Origin of the sequence: Xanthocytophaga flava, from assembly GCF_030068545.1 — a bacterium.
GTDB classification, from domain to species: domain Bacteria; phylum Bacteroidota; class Bacteroidia; order Cytophagales; family 172606-1; genus Xanthocytophaga; species Xanthocytophaga flava.
This window is the reverse complement of record NZ_JASJOR010000002.1, coordinates 507,335-523,752: the sequence shown is the minus strand read 5'-3', so window position 1 is coordinate 523,752 and position 16,418 is coordinate 507,335. Positions and strand designations below refer to the sequence as shown.

Genomic DNA, 16,418 nt, shown 5'->3' with positions numbered 1-16,418 from the left:
TTGCCAGCAAGACTCTGGGATACTCTATCACCCACCTTTTCCTCAAAACGATTGTTTTTTCCATCAATAGCTAGTAATATTTCCACAGATTCATTTACTCAACCCCTCTGTCTGCTATGTATTTGCTTTTTCCAGGCCGTCACCAATTACTCACCAACTTTCAGTTTAATTATCTATATAGAATTATTCAGGCAGGACTGTCTCAGGAAACGGATGCCAATGGGCAGCTTCTGGGAAATAGCTTTGGACCTATTGATGCCATTATCTTTGCGGTAACCTCTGCCAATCACAGCCACACCCGACGCAATCCATTGCCTTTTCATTTGCGGGTATTGCAACTGGAAGATTTTTCAGATGATTTACCTGTGCCTGCCTATATGTATGGAATAGATGAAGTAGGCGTATTGGAAAACTTTGCAGATTATACCATCAAACGGATCCGGCATGAAAGCGATGGGATGTTTGATTTCACGCCACAGAATACAGTGGTAGTATGTTCAACACCTGTGATGAATATGTATGAGAAACTTGGTTTTCGGGTACTGCCTGCTGAGTTGTTAGATCGTAAAACCCAACAGTTTGTAACAGGGCTGCCGTGGGATCTGGTAGAGTATATTGCAAAGGCTGGGGATGCGTGGCTGACAGATCGGTATGTATTGGAGCACATGCATCCGGCATCGTATTCACTTTGGAAAAAATATAGGCTGGGGGAGAAGGTGCAGATGTTGTTTCGGGATCGGATCATCAGTGATGATGGCGATATTACCACCACTCGTGACTATAACAGCTATGTACGGCAGATGGATGACATTGCAGAATTGAAGTTCAAAGAGACTGCACCCTATATCCGGCCTGGCCGAATTGGGGATATAGGGTGTGCGGTAGGTTCATGGATACGACTGGCTTGCCAACAGGACCTGCTGCATGAATCCGATTTTTATGGTATTGAAGTGGCACGTCATCTGTTTGATATTTGTCAGCAACGAAAGCACAATGGAGAGTTTGGCAACCCGTTCGTGTTTTTTGCCCAGAAAAACGCTGTTACAGGATTGGTCTATGAGAAGAACTCCATGCATACTATTAATACGTCATCACTTACACATGAAATCGAATCCTATGGCAGCAGAGAAGATCTGCTTACGTTTATCCGAAACCGTTACGAAGAACTGGCTACTGGCGGTATCTGGATCAATCGGGATGTAGTAGGCCCCGACAATCCGGATGAGGAAGTGGTTCTTGTCCTTACCAAAGAAGATGGACGGAACGATGACTGGGAGAAAGAAATTACAAACCGGGATGAGTTATCCGCTTATCTGCAGGGCTTGTCTACCTATGCCCGGTTCCTGCGTTTTGCCAGAGACTTCCGTCATAAGGAAAATGAAGCCTTACACTATGAACTTTTGTCGACTGAAGAACATAAAAGCAATCTGCAGTTGTCTCTCCGTAATGCTATGGAGTTTTTGCTTAAGAAAGACTATACTGACAACTGGCAAAGTGAAATGCATGAGAAGTTTTGTTTCTGGACTTATGCTGACTGGGAAAAGGAAATGAGTAAAGCAGGCTTTTCCATACTCCCTCAATCTCATGCTTACCAAAATGATTGGATTGTGAAAAACAGATTTACAGGAAAGGCAGAACTATTCTGCAAAACTACTGATGGGTTAAAACCTTTGGATTTTCCGGTTACCCATATGTTGTTTCTGGCTGAGAAACGGATTTTGTAAATATGGCTTTCTTTTTTCCTGAAATGAACTCTAATTTTTCGTCATTTTTCTGAAAAGGATTCTTCCCTTTTTGTCCTCCTGGAAGGAGCACCCTCTTTTTGTTTTCCCTCCCTGTCCTCCTGGAAGGAACTCGTGGCAAGACCGGCGGTCTATGGATTTGGAAATAATTCTTTTCTCAAAACCCAAGCATGACTCTATTTGTCACAAGATTCTTTCAGAAGGACAATAAAATAAATAAGAAAAAGAGAAAGACTTTCATGAGGAAAAAGGTAATAGACCTTTCAGTAAGATAGAAAGAAAATAAATAATTCCTTCAGAAGGATAAAAAAAGGAGATGCTACTTTCTGGAAGAGAGGAATCTGATAGAATAAAACAAGAGGTACTCTATAAACACCAGAGCCTACACTTTTTGAAAAAGCGCAGGCTCTGATTTAATTGAAATATATTCTATATATCTTATTTAGCTAATCACAGTTTCAGGATTATTCAAATCCAGTACTTCACTGGTTTGAGCCCGAATACTTTCAGCAAGTTCTTCATCTTTTGCCAATGAAAGGCCATAGGATGGAATCATTTGTTTCAGCTTAGTCTGCCATTCTTCGCTCATGATCTGTTGTTTGAAACAACGCTGAAGCATCGTAAGCATGATAGATACTGTAGTAGAGGCTCCTGGAGAGGCACCAAGCAGTGCTGCAAGACTTCCGTCAGCGGCACTTACCATTTCGGTTCCGAATTCCAGTACGCCACCTTTCTTTTCATCTTTCTTAATTACCTGTACACGTTGTCCGGCAATTTCCAGTTCCCAGTCTTCCATTTTGGCTTCAGGGAAGTATTCTTTCAGCGCTTCCAGACGATCTTCCGGCGACTGACGTACCTGATCAATCAAATACTTGGTAAGAGGAATATTATGAATTCCGGCAGCCAGCATTGGACGGATGTTATTGATCCGGATAGAACGTGGCAGATCAAAGTATGAACCGTTTTTCAGGAACTTGGTTGAGAAACCTGCATAGGGTCCAAACAACAACGCCTGTTTGCCATCAATCATACGGGTATCCAGGTGAGGTACAGACATAGGAGGTGAACCTACAGCTGCTTTGCCATATACTTTGGCATGATGTTTCTTAATAATCTCCGGATTGGTACATTTAAGCCATTGTCCACTCACAGGGAAACCTCCGAATCCTTTTCCTTCCGGAATATCTGATTTTTCCAGAAGATGTAATGTACCACCTCCTGCACCAATGAATACAAACTTAGTCTTTAACGTTCTCTTCTGACCAGTACCCAGATCTTTTACCTTCACTTTCCAACTTCCATCACTATCACGATCCAGGTCTTTTACATCATGGTTGAAGTGCATGTTCACCCCATCCATCTTTTGTAGCTGCTCAAACATACAACGTGTCAGAGCTCCGAAGTTTACATCTGTACCAATCTCCATCCGGGTAGCTGCCACTTTTTGTGAGCGGTCACGACCTTCCATGGCTAATGGAATCCATTCCTCGATTAGCTGAGGATCTTCAGTATATTCCATTCCCTTAAACAGGTGATTGGTTTGTAGTGCGTCGTAGCGTTTTTTGAGGTAATTAACGTTATCCTGGCCCCATACAAAGCTCATATGTGGGATAGTGCGTATAAATTCAGGTGCAGAACGAAGAAAGTTTTTTTCAACCAGATAGGCCCAGAACTGCTTGGATACTTCAAAAGACTCAGCAATCTTAATTGCTTTTATGATCTCAACAGACCCATCCGGAAGTTCTGGTGTATAATTTAATTCGCAAAACGCAGAATGTCCTGTCCCTGCATTGTTCCATGCATCGGAACTTTCTGCCGCCGCCACATCCAACCTCTCAAATATCTCAATAGTTAAATTAGGTTGTAACTCTTTAAGCAATACGCCTAGTGTGGCACTCATAATCCCGGCGCCGATCAATACAACGTCAGGTGATTTTTCTGAAGAACGACTCTTTTTCATAACCTCATTACGTAGAAAATGTATGGTCCTTGATAACGTAGCAAAAATAAGAACTATAAATTGTTTTTTATTGTATTATTCCGTTGTAATAAATAAATTATCCTATTTGATTATTTCTGATATCCTATTTCGCCTCACTAGGATTAATCTAATAGACAGAAGGTTGTATCAAACAAATAGAAATCATTTATATCATAGCTTAGTTATGTCTGGACTTATTAGGTAACCACCAGAAAGATAAGTATTCTTTACTAAGAATGGTTCCTTTTTAAGCCTATAAATGTTTTGTTATTATCTCCGCCTATTTTATGCTTAATCTGCATACATACTTACATCAAAAAAGTACAAAGTGGGCCTGCCAGTAGTAACGTGAGTGAATTATTATTTTCCAGAGATAGGGTAGTTAGTGGTCTATACGTAAGAATTACTAATCGAATAGTTGAATTAAATAATGTATCTGTTTAAAAGTCAGAGAGATATATTTCTATTGATACTATGGTAATTACTTGTTTTTAGGAGGTTTCTATTGGGTGTGTCAGTTGAAAATTTTGTAAAATTTCTGCTTTGTAAAATTAAGTTGTTGTCTTTTCTTGGTTTTGTGAGTTAATATGTTGGTGATTGTTCTATTTATCAATATTGCATTAGGGTTTGTTAATTTTAGTGTCACACCTTTTCTGAATTGAAACTTACTTTTGATAAAGCTATATGAAATTATACAAGAGTACAAATCACTGAAATGTGAAATTTATAGCGAATCACAGGGCTTGAGAAAACCAGAACCTTTTGCGAAAGGCAGGAAGAATAAACCATGTCTTGATTATCAGTGAAATGTCAGGAGTTTTGATTTCATCTCTCAGCATTTTTGTAATGACTCTAACAACCACTTATCAATCCTAATCAGTGAAGAATTTTATTTTATCACTTGCTGGTTTGTATAGCCTGCTAGCTGGTAGTTCGGCTACATGCCAGATAACTAAAGCAGACTATACACGTGCAGAAAGTTTTTATCGTAAAAACATCAGTAAAAAGATTTTCCATCTGGAAGTGCAACCCCATTGGTTGACCGATGGATCTGGTTTTTGGTATCAGGCCAATACCCGTGAAGGAGAGCAGTATTACAAAGTAAGTACTCCCGGATATCAGCGTACACTGGCATTTGATCATCAGAAGCTGGCTCAGGCATTAGCTGGTGTAGGCAAAGCAATAACTGCACAAACTCTCTCTATTAAAGATCTGGAATGGAAATCTCCTACTCAGATTACTTTTCAGGTTGAATCCAGGCGTTATGAGGCAGACTTGCAAACCTATCAGATTGTTTCTGCTCCTGCTACTCCAAAAACTTCCAGAGAAGAAAACAGAATAACATCACCTGATGGCAACTGGGTCACCTTTACCAAAGACCATAATATGTATCTCCAGTCTACAAAAGGTGGTGAACCTATTGCACTCACAAAAGACGGATATGATAATTATGCGTATGGTGAGTATCTGTCCTGGGATGATATTCTGGTAGGAGAATGCCAAGCGCGTCCTGTACATTTAACAGCATCCTGGTCACCTGATAGCAAGAAAATCATGACGCAGATTCTGGATGTCCGCAATGCCCGGAAAATGCATCTGTTGGATTGGTCGGTTGATTCCCTGTATCGGCCTCGGGTGTTGTCGTATTACCGTGGCTCTCCGGGTGATACCAATATCGTTCACATGATTCCGGTAGTCTTTGATGTCGCAACCAGGAAGATGGCTAAGGTTGCTGTTCCTCCATTGCCGTATTTTATCTGGAACTCGCTCAGGTGGAGTCAGAAAGGGGATTACCTGTATGATTTGTATCACCATCGGGGGTATAAACAGATGGATGTAATAAAAGTTGATCCTGCTACAGGCAAAGTGACTCTGATGTGGGCAGAGATCAACGAGACCTTTGTGGAAGGCATGGATTTTCGTTTACTGGAAGAAAAGGGATTTGCTTTGCTTACTTCTGAACGCACTGGATGGAATCAACTCTATAAACTGGATTGGACAACAGGAAAACTCAGTGCATTGACTAAGGGGGCGTTTGTGGTAAAACAGATTGTTGAAGTAGATGAAAAACAAAAGCTAATCTACTTTACGGCTGCCGGCAAAGAGAAAGGTGCCAATCCTTATTTTGACTTTTTATATCAGATAAGTTTTGATGGCAACAACCTCAAGCTGCTTACACCCGAAATAGCCCACCATGAAGTAGTACTGTCACCAGAGAAAAACTTTTTTGTAGATAACTATTCCTCTGCTACTCAACCAACCGTTTCTGTATTGCGGGATTTACATACAGGCAATTTGTTGTCCAGAATAGATAGTGCAGATATCAAAGATTTGCTGGCTACAGGCTGGTATTTTCCGGAGGTGTTTGAAGCGGTAGCCCGGGATGGAAAAACCCCAATTTATGGAGCCATGTGGAAGCCTACCCATTTTAACAAAAAGACTCAATATCCTATTATTGATTATAGCTATACAGGTCCTCAAACCAATGTATTTCCCAATAGCTTTAAGAAAGCTGTATTTACCTGGAACCAGCCACTGGCAGAAATGGGCTTTATTGTGATGTCTGTTGATGGACTGGGTTCTGCCGGACGTTCTAAGGCTTTTCATAACTGGTCATATCGCAAGCTGGGGTATGGGCTGGCAGATCATGTGCTGGCTATTCAGCAGTTAGGGCAGCGATACAAATGGGTCGATACATCACGGGTTGGCATTTTTGGTCATTCGGCTGGAGGATATGATGCGGCCCATGCCTTGATGCAGTTTCCGGAATGTTATAAAGTAGCTGTTTCACAATCGGCAGACCATGACCACCGGATGGAGAAAGACTGGTGGCCTGAAATGTATATGGGCTGGCCTGTAGACTCCGCTTATCACCAGCAATCCAATGTGACTATGGCACCCCGTTTAAAAGGAAAACTACTGTTAATTCATGGAGGTATTGATGAAAATGTAAATCCGTCTGCTACGTTCAAGCTGAGTGAAGCGTTAATTAAGGCCAACAAAAACTTTGATCTGTTGATTATTCCCAGTGCGCATCATGGCTATCCGGAGGCTTATTCCCGCTATGTTGATCATAAACGTTGGAATTTCTTTATTCATCATCTCCTCCATCAGGAACCCAAAGATGATATCAATGAATAATCCTTGATTGTGAAACAAACAACTTAACCTTACCTCATATATGAAAGAAGAATCATCAGAAAACGGATTTAAACCCAGATTAGACCTGTTGGATGCTACTATGATTGTAGCAGGCTCCATGATTGGCTCCGGAATTTTTATTGTTAGCAGCGAAATCGCCCGTAATGTGGGAGGGGCTGGCTATTTGATTGCCATGTGGGTGCTTGCCGGAGTTGTTACCATCATTGCCGCACTAAGTTATGGTGAACTTTCAGCTATGTTTCCCAAGGCTGGCGGACAATATATTTATTTGAAGGAAGCGTATAATCCACTGGTTGGCTTTTTATATGGATGGGCATTTTTTACAGTAATTCAAACAGGGACTATTGCTGCCGTTGGAGTGGCTTTTGCCAAGTTTACTTCCTATCTGATTCCGGTAGTAAGTGAAGACAATCATCTGATAGAGTTGGGAGGATTACATATTACAGCCGCACAGCTAACGTCCATTGGCGTTATTGTACTGCTTACCTTTTTAAATAGCAAAGGGGTAAAAAATGGTGTATTCATACAGACATTTTTGACAATGGTAAAACTTATTTCATTGTTTGGGTTGATTGTTTTCGGCTTTATCTGGGGAGCTGATGCGGAGGTTTGGAATGCCAACTGGCAGAATGCGTGGAAGCTCTCTGAACTGACGTTGACCAATGGAGAGATGATCCAATCTGCTGTAACAGGTGTGGCATCGCTGGGTGTAATAGCCATTGCCATGAAAGGAACCTTGTTTTCCAGTGACTCCTGGCACAACATCACTTTTATTGCGGGAGAAGTAAAAAATCCTCAGCGAAATATTGGGTTAAGCCTCTTTCTGGGTACAGTAATCGTAACTATTGTCTATGTACTAACGAATATCATGTATCTGGCTGTGGTGCCTATGCAGGAGATTGCTTTTGCTAAAAGTGATCGGATTGGGGTGGTAGCTGCCGAACATATCTTTGGTGCGAAAGGTACTATTATCATTGCCGTCATGATTATGATCTCCACCTTTGGATGCAACAATGGATTGATTCTGGCAGGAGCAAGGGTTTATTATACGATGGCAAAAGATCGGTTGTTTTTTGCGAAGGCAGGTACACTCAATAAACACCAGGTTCCTGAATATAGTCTGTGGCTACAATGTATCTGGGCTTCTTTGTTATGTCTGACAGGAAAATATAATGACTTGCTGGCATTGGTAATTTTTGGGGTACTTATTTTTTATGTACTGACTATCCTGGGTATTTACATTTTACGTAAAAAACAGCCAGATGTCCCTCGTTCCTATAAGGCTTTCGGATATCCTGTACTGCCTGCTGTATACATACTGGTGGCAACAGGTTTAGCTGTATTGTTACTGATTGTTGAGACCAGCTTTACCTTACCCGGATTGGCTATCATTTTGTTGGGTATACCGGTTTACTATCTGGTCATGAATAAGAAACAGAAAGAACGTGTAAATGCTTGAAGTTTATCTGTCTATATGTATAACCTCTAAGCAATAGATGAGAATGGAAAGATGGCTACTGCTACTATGTTAAAAGAACTCCTGGCCGCTGGTAAGTCAGGAGATAAAGTACGGTTATTCATAGCAAACCGATCTGGTTTATATGAAATAGAGGCAATTCTGAATCAGAAAAGCGAGAAAAGCTTTCAGATCACACCTAAACAGTAGCAGGCAGATTGCTATTTCATTAAAAGTTTGTCTGATAATCTGTAGGTGTCTGACCCATTACCTTTCGAAATATCCGGTTAAAGTGAGACAAATTACTAAAACCTACTTCGCAGGCAATGGATGCCTTTGTTTTCTGAGGGTCCATCAGCAGGCGACAGGCATTGCTGATCCGGATTTCATTCAGAAAGGATACATAGGTTTTGCGTGTTCGCTCTTTAAAATAACGGCAGAAGGCCTCTTTTGTCATATTGGCAATAGAGGCTACCTCTTCCAGAGTGATCGGTCGCCCATACTCATTCAGCGTAAACTGAATAATATTACTCATCCGCTTTTCTTCTCCCCGCTTAATGTCATAGTTCAGTTCATGCAGTGAAAGACTTTGCATATGTTTTCTTTCCTGACTGAGCAGAGACAATAGCTGAAAGAAATAAATCAGGCGCTCGATATCTTTGCTGCACAATAGCTGATGTAAAAATACAGCCGCCTTCTCCTGTAATGGTGAGTGAAGCAGAAAGCCACGTTTCGTATATTTCAGAAATTCACGGATGTGTTGCGTTTCTGCCAGATACCAGAATTCCTTGCCCCAGGAGTCTTCATCGAAGAACACAGAGATCATACGTGCCTTCGCTCCTGTGGGTGAATCATAATATTCCGGATCATTTTTAAAGACGTGAGGAAGATTGGAGCCAATGACTACAATGTCTCCTGGCGAGAACCTTCCTACATAATCCCCTGCAATGAGGGTGCCTTCGCTTTCTTCAATCAGAGCAATTTGTATTTCAGGATGCTGATGCAGCTTATCATACAAATGAGGCATGTCGTCTATTTGCAAACGAACAGCTTCTCTGTGGGTTTTAGGTATCTTAAAGGCTACGACTTTCATATATACTAAATTAATGTGTTTTTTCTGTTATATGAAAGAGTATGATCAATATAGTATTAGTGGTAGCTAATATCTGTAAAGATTACCATCACCAAAAAGAAGATATTTGTTTTAAGAGGTAGTCTAAAATTATTCGTAAAGGCTTCAAAGGCAGATTTTGTGCTGCTCCTTCTGCCCGTCGTTGGTGTTATCACCAACGAGTTGTTTCCCCTCATGCAAGTTGGTGAGAACACGAACTTAGGGATTGAAAGCTTCAAAGGCAGATTTTAGGCCGCGATTTCGCCTATAGATAAATAACTTAGCTCGCTACAAAATCTGATCTATTTGCTTTTTTAATACTAATTTTAGACAACCTCTAAAACCTTACTATTCGATTGGTTATAATGAACCTATACACCCTAATAACTGAAACCGGAATGATACAGATAGCAGAAGATATTGATTTGGTAATGCAGCAGGCACATGAGGCTTTTCTTGCATACCGCAAATGTAGTGCATCCGATAAAGCAGCTTTTCTAAAAGCTATTGTTGCTCAGATAGAGGCGCTGGGAGACACATTGATCCAAACCGCTATGGAAGAGTCGAATCTCCCACTGGCACGATTGACTGGAGAGAGGGGCCGCACAACGGGACAGCTTCTGGCATTTGCAAAGTTGCTTGAGGCTGGAGATTGGGTACAAGCTAGTATTGACACGGGTGATCCTGATAGAAAACCGGTCGCCAAACCTGATTTGCGTAAAATGATGCAACCTGTAGGACCCGTAGTTGTCTTTGGTGCAAGCAATTTCCCGCTGGCATTTTCTACTGCTGGTGGAGATACGGCTTCTGCATTAGCTGCGGGCTGTTCTGTTGTAGTAAAGAGTCACCCCGGACATCCACGCACTTCTTTGCTGGTAGCGGGAGCTATCAACAAAGCCATTGCACAATCCAACGTCCCCGAACATGTGTTTCAACATGTAGCAGATCATAGTATACAGGCTGGGCAATCGTTAATCTTACACCCTGTCACCAAAGCAGCTGCCTTTACTGGCTCTTATACAGGTGGTAAAGCATTGTTTGATTTGGCTAATCAGCGGGAAGAACCTATCCCATTCTTTGCTGAGATGGGAAGTATCAATCCTGTAGTTGTGTTACCTGAAGTGCTGCAGACCAAAAAAGACCTGCCTGCTACACTGGCATCTTCTATTATGCTTGGAGTTGGGCAATTCTGCACAAACCCTGGATTGATACTGGTGCTGGAAGAGTCTGGGCTCAATGAGTTTCTGGATGGACTATCAACCGCAATTCTGGCAGGTTCAGGTGGAAAGATGTTGCATACAGGAATCGCTTCCAGTTACAAAACCAGAAAGAAAGAAGCTTTATCACAGGACGGAATTACAACATTGGCGACTGTTGTTTCGGTGCAGGAGGATGATATTACTGGTACTCCTGCGATTGCAACTGTTTCAGCATCTGATTTTATTGATAATTCTGTATTAAAAGAGGAGGTATTTGGTCCTTATTCCCTGATTGTGAAGTGTAAAAGCAAAGAGGAGCTAAGTGCTGTAATTACCAGTCTGAAAGGACAACTGACAGCTACTTTATTCGGAACAGAACAGGAACTAGGCAACTACACAGATATCGCTGAATTGTTGATACAGCGTTGTGGCCGACTGATTTATAATGGTGTTCCCACAGGGGTAGAAGTCTGTAAATCCATGCAGCATGGCGGACCTTTCCCGTCTACTACAGACTCCCGGTTTACATCCGTAGGTACAGATGCTATCTATCGGTTTGTGCGTCCGGTAAGCTATCAGGATTGCCCGGATGCCTTTTTGCCTGTAGAATTGAGAAATGAGAATACACTGTCTATCATGCGGGTAATAAATGGCATATGGACAAATAATAGCATAAAAATCAGATAGTCTGAAAATCAAAGAACACACATGAGTCATCCCGAATTTTGATAAAAGAATATCAGATCCTTTAGAATAGGAGAAACAAAGGAGTTACAAAGAGAGCCAAGATTACTTTAATCGTGGATGGTAGTGTAGGTGCGTAGGGGTTCTTTTTTCCGCGAGGTTGGCCTTTGGCCTGCGGGTGGAAGGATCGGAGAAAAGTGCCCTTTTTTGCTTCGTTTTTTGGGCAAGCAAAAAATGAAGAAGCCGTAAGAAGAGAGAAGAAAGAGGCAATAAACAACTTCAGGAAAAGAGATTTATTAAAAATCAATCAGCGCCTATACTCTTTTCAAAAGCATAGGCGCTGATTTTGTAAAACAAACTCTCATCCAAAATTTGGGATGACTCATGGTTATTTCCAGAAAGTATAACCTCTCATTTTACAGATAATCTCAACGATTAATAAATCAGTGATATATTAGTATCGCACATCATTGGAACGATGTAACTCAACCAGCTTTTGCATTACATACATATTCTGAGACAATACCTTTATTTATCCTTCAAAAGGATCCGGTCATCTTCTTGAGAAAAATACCTTTTCCTTTCCCGAGGAAAGGATATAGTGACAAATTTCTGTTTTTTATCTGCCTTAGGTTTGCTTTTTATAAGTATGAATACAGGCAAGTCTGGAGAGATGTCTGTAGTGTTTATTTATGAGCAGGTTTATATTCAGGTAATCCATTGGCGAGCCAATCTTTCTCCTGAGTAACTGAAGAGGAATGTGATATAGGTAATGTCACAATAAAAGTAGCTCCTTCGCCTTCCTGACTTTGTGCTGTAATTTTGCCATTGTGCAGGCTTACAATTTTTTGGCAAATTGCAAGACCTAAACCTGTTCCTTCATATTTCTCAGAGGAATGAAGTCGTTGAAACAGGGCAAACATTTGGGGTAGATATTTTTCATCAAATCCAATCCCATTATCTTTTACCAGAATCTGTAACTGATCGTCAATAGGCTTACAGTTTATATGTATGACTGAAGGAACATCATCCTTGGCATATTTAATGGCATTGCCTATCAGGTTTTCAAACAACTGATGCATTTGTCCCTCATCTGCATCCACAGTTGCCAGTTCATCTACCTGTATAGTGGCATTTTTTTCAGATACAAGTAATTCCAGATCTTTCACTACTTCCTGTGCTATTTGAGTAAGACTTACAGGTTTGAACTGCAATTGCTGACGCTCTACACGGGAATAGGCTAGTAAGTCGTTGATAAGCTTACGCATCCGCTTGGATGCAGACAACATAATTGTCAGAAAGCTTAAACCTGTTTCATCCAGTACATCCTTGTACTTATCCAGAAGATACCCACTATAAAAACTGATTTTACGAATAGGTTCCTGTAAGTCATGGGAAGCCACATAGGCAAATTGTTGTAATTCCTGATTGCTTCTGTTTAGCTCTTTTATATTTGTTTCCAGTACAATCTGATTCTCCTTTAATTGTCGCTGTGCTTCTTTCAGTTCATGATTATTTTTAAGAGTTTCTTCAACCAGTTTCTGTGCATTGATATCCACAATATACCCGATCCAATAGAGCAGTTTACCAGATTCGTCATTCAAAGGGGAAATGGATGCCATATGCCAGTAATAATCATCTTCATTTCTATGTCTTAGCCGACATTGTGTTTTAATGGCAGATGCTCTGGTTGCAGAGAGTTGTTGGTTATTAATAAGAACAGAAAAAGAATCGTAATCATCCGGATGCACAATATCTTTCCAGTGGGTAGTATTTAACTGTTGAAGGCTGCTACCTGTAAATCGTTTTAGCCACTCATTGGCATAGATCAGTTCTCCTTTTTCGTTTAGTGTAAAGATGATAATAGGTAAGGCGTTTGTGAGCATCTTATATTGCTGCTCTCTTTCCTCTAGTTTCTGAGCCAGATCCTGTAGTTGTTCATTCTTACGTTTAAGTTCATCGTAAGGAGATACTGCAGGTTCATTCCGGAAAATCTTCTTCCATTCATCTAGTTTCTGGATATCCAGTTTGGTGGATACAGGTATCTCAAAGTAAAGTTCTATAGCTGTTTCCTTACTATCAAAAGAGATATTGTATTTATTTACCAGACGTCGTGCATAGGTAAGACCCTCATAATGCTTTGTCTGTGATTCCTCGTCGGTAATTTTAGCAATAATGTATTTTTCACGTTGGTCTGGATTTACCATGAGGATTAGACGGCCATTCTTTCCACGATCAATCGTATTGCGGGCCACTTCAGATACTGCAGTTGCAAAGGTAGTTTGGGCAGAAAGAGAGAGACCCGCCAGTTCTGCAAGCCGCATACTACGTTTATGGGCCAGGATAAGATCCATTTCGTTCTGGAGTGTGACTCTTGTTAATTCCTGCATTCTCATAGGCTTATTTTACAACTTGCAATTGATGAATCATCTGTATTTCGGGTAAAGTCTTTGAACAAGGCCGCATTGAGTAACGACAAGTCATTACGTATCAGGCCTGGAAGCTTCAGTACATCCCATTTTGATTTTATCCCATCACTACACATCATGATCAACTGACCAGGAATATACTCAATCAGATGATCATTCATAGTTTTAGGTATGTTTAATCCTATAATACCATTGTAGGAGGTAAGGGTCTTATCTGTAGCCAAACTAAACATTCGTGTACTAATGTTGCCTACACCACAAATTTTCCATTGTTTATTCTTGAGGCTGAATATAGCAATAGTGCCTACCAATCCTCTGGTTTTTTTTACTGAATTATGAATAAAGCGAATATTTTCCACCGGACTGTCAGATTCGCATAGATTAAATGCCTCAATAGCTGTATTTACAGCAATAGCCGCATCCTTACCATGACCTAATCCATCTCCGAGAAAGAGTTTGATATGCTCTTTGGTTTGTTTGAATGAGAAATTGTCTCCACACTCTGTTTCACCTGGTTTGGGTACTACCAGAGAACGGATTTCTATCGGGTTGCCAACTTGCGTACCGGGAAGCTCTTTTGCAAAGATTCTGGAGAGAAGGATAGTACCCCACCCTTTGTGTGTATAGATTTGAAAAAAATTGGAAAGCCGTTGAATAGCACCTAAACCATTACCTAGCGTATTGGTAGAAGAGACTCCATCCTTCATCATGTTTCTTACATCAGATATACCTGGCCCGTTATCAATACAAATGATCTCTATACCCTGTATCCCTTTTTCCTCAATCAGTTTTACCAGTATTTCTCCTCCATTTGCATGTTTGACCAAGTTGGAAACCATCTCCGCTACCACAATATCAATCTCAGCTAACCGTTTTTGGGGAAAGTTGGCAGAGGTTGCCAGAAGAGCTACTTCCCTTTTTAAAATTGCAAAATAACTTCTCTCAGAAGCATTTAATCTGAGATGTATGTCGTTAACCATTCTTCCATTTTATAATCATGACAGTGGTGCCTTCGCCAACTGTACTTTTAATGTCAAATTCGCTGGCTAGCCTTTTCGCACCAGGTAAACCCAGTCCGAGACTCTTGCCAGTAGAGAAGCCGTCTTCCATCGCTTTCTGAATATCTTCAATCCCAGGTCCTTTGTCAGTAAAGGTTACACGGATTCCATTTTCTCTGCCTTTGCTAATTATTTCAATAAGAGTAGAGCCACCACCAGCGTATTTTAACATATTTCGTGCCAGCTCAGAACAAGCAGTGACCAGCTTGGTTTGGTTAACAAGGCCCATGCTTATTTTAGTCGCATACTCTTTTACCCGGCTGAGAAAAGGAACTACGTCCTGTTCTTTTCCAACAAGTAGGCTATCTTTATTCAGCACTACTATCATCCTGTTCTTCGATATCGGTTTCTGAGAAGGAATCTATTTTGTTTCTTAATAGTATCATACCTTTTTCTACATTCAGTGCAGTGCTTACACCTTTCAGTTCCAACCCTAACTCTACTAAGGTAATGGCTACAGCTGGCTGCATACCTACCAAAACGGTTTCTGCATCCATTATTTTGCTCATCGTACCAATGTTACCTATGATTCTTCCCATAAAGGAATCAACAATAGATAATGCAGAAATATCTATAAGAACTCCTCTGGCGCCTGTTTTATATACCATTTGGGCAAGATCTGTTTCCAGATTTAAGGCAAGGCGGTCATATAAGTCTACCTGAATGGTGACTAATAAAAACTTGCCCATCTGAAGAATAGGAATACGATCCATAGGATTCTATAAGCTAAAATTTTCTTTGGTTGATTTTTTTACTTCCAGACGCATCATAGAAAAGGCATGTTTTAATGCGCTGGCAAGAGAAGCCTTGGTAATAATGTTAGAAAGGTCGATTCCCAGTTGTACAACTGTCTGAGCTATTTCAGGGCGAATACCACTGATGATACACTCAGCACCCATTAATCGGGTAGCACTCACGGTTTTGATCAGGTGTTGAGCTACTAACGAATCTACTGCCGGTACACCTGAAATATCCAGAATCGCAATGCCACTACCTGACTCCACGATTTCCTGTAGCAGATTTTCCATTACTACCTGTGTACGGGCACTGTCCAGCGTACCGATAATAGGAAGAGCCAGAATGCCATCCCAAACGCGTATAACTGGTGTAGAGATCTCTGCTATTTCATCTGTTTGACGAAGAATTACTTCTTCTCTGCCTTTGATAAAGGTTTCGAATGTTGAGATGGAAAAGGAATCCAGTAGCTTACTTACCTTTAACGTAATCTCGTATAAGGCTGAAGGATCATTTTTAACTTCTTCCTGTAAGGTTTCTAACAGCGCATCCTTTAAACTAAAAATATAAAACCCTGTTTCTCTCGGTGAAAACCCCTGGCGTGCCCGTGAATGAGAGATGCCTGCAAGGATTTCAACGATAGGATCAAAATCCGGAGATTGCACGTCAGTAATATTTTTGTCATTGACAAGTTTTACCAGTTTAGTAAGCAATTCTTCGGATTGGTTACGCAGACCTTCGTTGCTGATCAAATCTTCCCGCAGAATTTCATCTGCCATCTGATTGGTCATCCATCGTTCTAGGATCTGGGTTTTCTTTTTCTGGAGAAGTTTGGAAATGTCTACTTTCATTCCGGTTAGT

12 protein-coding genes are annotated in these 16,418 nt (G+C 40.9%); 5 read left to right on the top strand and 7 right to left on the bottom strand.

Annotated elements, in window-relative coordinates:
- Nucleotides 1–116 precede the first annotated feature (116 nt).
- Nucleotides 117–1,724 (top strand): transferase, encoded by a 1,608-nt coding sequence (locus QNI15_RS04905; protein WP_314030800.1) that lies wholly within the window; start codon nt 117–119, stop codon nt 1,722–1,724.
- Between the two features lie 460 nt (nt 1,725–2,184).
- On the opposite strand, the gene QNI15_RS04900 is transcribed toward QNI15_RS04905, so the two are convergent.
- Nucleotides 2,185–3,702 (bottom strand): malate:quinone oxidoreductase, encoded by a 1,518-nt coding sequence (locus QNI15_RS04900; protein WP_313986582.1) that lies wholly within the window; start codon nt 3,700–3,702, stop codon nt 2,185–2,187.
- Nucleotides 3,703–4,602: 900 nt separating this feature from the next.
- Between QNI15_RS04900 and QNI15_RS04895 the strand changes: the two genes are divergently transcribed.
- From QNI15_RS04895 to QNI15_RS04885, 3 genes are all read left to right on the top strand, one after another.
- Nucleotides 4,603–6,864 carry a S9 family peptidase gene (locus QNI15_RS04895; protein WP_314030799.1) on the top strand — a complete coding sequence of 754 codons (2,262 nt, stop codon included), beginning with the start codon at nt 4,603–4,605 and terminating at the stop codon, nt 6,862–6,864.
- Between the two features lie 40 nt (nt 6,865–6,904).
- Nucleotides 6,905–8,344 carry an APC family permease gene (locus tag QNI15_RS04890; RefSeq protein ID WP_314030798.1) on the top strand — a complete coding sequence of 480 codons (1,440 nt, stop codon included), beginning with the start codon at nt 6,905–6,907 and terminating at the stop codon, nt 8,342–8,344.
- Between the two features lie 66 nt (nt 8,345–8,410).
- A complete protein-coding gene (locus tag QNI15_RS04885) occupies nt 8,411–8,551 on the top strand; it encodes a hypothetical protein (protein ID WP_313986587.1) in 141 nt (46 codons plus the stop codon).
- Nucleotides 8,552–8,570: 19 nt separating this feature from the next.
- Here the strand turns inward: QNI15_RS04885 and QNI15_RS04880 are convergent, their stop codons facing one another.
- Complete coding sequence (locus QNI15_RS04880; protein ID WP_313999090.1) at nt 8,571–9,434, bottom strand: AraC family transcriptional regulator; 864 nt, start codon at nt 9,432–9,434, stop codon at nt 8,571–8,573.
- Between the two features lie 416 nt (nt 9,435–9,850).
- Here QNI15_RS04880 and QNI15_RS04875 point away from each other — a divergent pair, with 416 nt between their 5' ends.
- Entirely contained in the window at nt 9,851–11,338 is a 1,488-nt protein-coding gene (locus QNI15_RS04875; RefSeq protein WP_314030797.1) for an aldehyde dehydrogenase (NADP(+)), read from the top strand.
- Nucleotides 11,339–12,021: 683 nt separating this feature from the next.
- On the opposite strand, the gene QNI15_RS04870 is transcribed toward QNI15_RS04875, so the two are convergent.
- From QNI15_RS04870 to QNI15_RS04850, 5 genes are read right to left on the bottom strand one after another with little or no spacing between them, the layout of a single operon-like run.
- On the bottom strand, nt 12,022–13,725 hold the full coding sequence (locus QNI15_RS04870; RefSeq protein WP_314005148.1) for a sensor histidine kinase: 1,704 nt from the start codon (nt 13,723–13,725) through the stop codon (nt 12,022–12,024).
- Nucleotides 13,726–13,727: 2 nt separating this feature from the next.
- The gene (locus tag QNI15_RS04865; RefSeq protein ID WP_313986597.1) at nt 13,728–14,744 is read right to left on the bottom strand and encodes an ATP-binding SpoIIE family protein phosphatase; all 1,017 of its coding nucleotides are present in this window, start codon (nt 14,742–14,744) and stop codon (nt 13,728–13,730) included.
- On the bottom strand, nt 14,737–15,150 hold the full coding sequence (locus QNI15_RS04860) for an anti-sigma regulatory factor (protein ID WP_313986599.1): 414 nt from the start codon (nt 15,148–15,150) through the stop codon (nt 14,737–14,739). Before QNI15_RS04860 ends, QNI15_RS04865 begins: the two co-directional genes overlap by 8 nt.
- Nucleotides 15,131–15,535, bottom strand: a complete 405-nt coding sequence (locus QNI15_RS04855) for an STAS domain-containing protein (protein ID WP_314005150.1) — start codon at nt 15,533–15,535, stop codon at nt 15,131–15,133. Before QNI15_RS04855 ends, QNI15_RS04860 begins: the two co-directional genes overlap by 20 nt.
- 6 nt (nt 15,536–15,541) lie before the next feature.
- Nucleotides 15,542–16,408 (bottom strand): STAS domain-containing protein, encoded by an 867-nt coding sequence (locus QNI15_RS04850; RefSeq protein ID WP_314005152.1) that lies wholly within the window; start codon nt 16,406–16,408, stop codon nt 15,542–15,544.
- Nucleotides 16,409–16,418 lie beyond the last annotated feature (10 nt).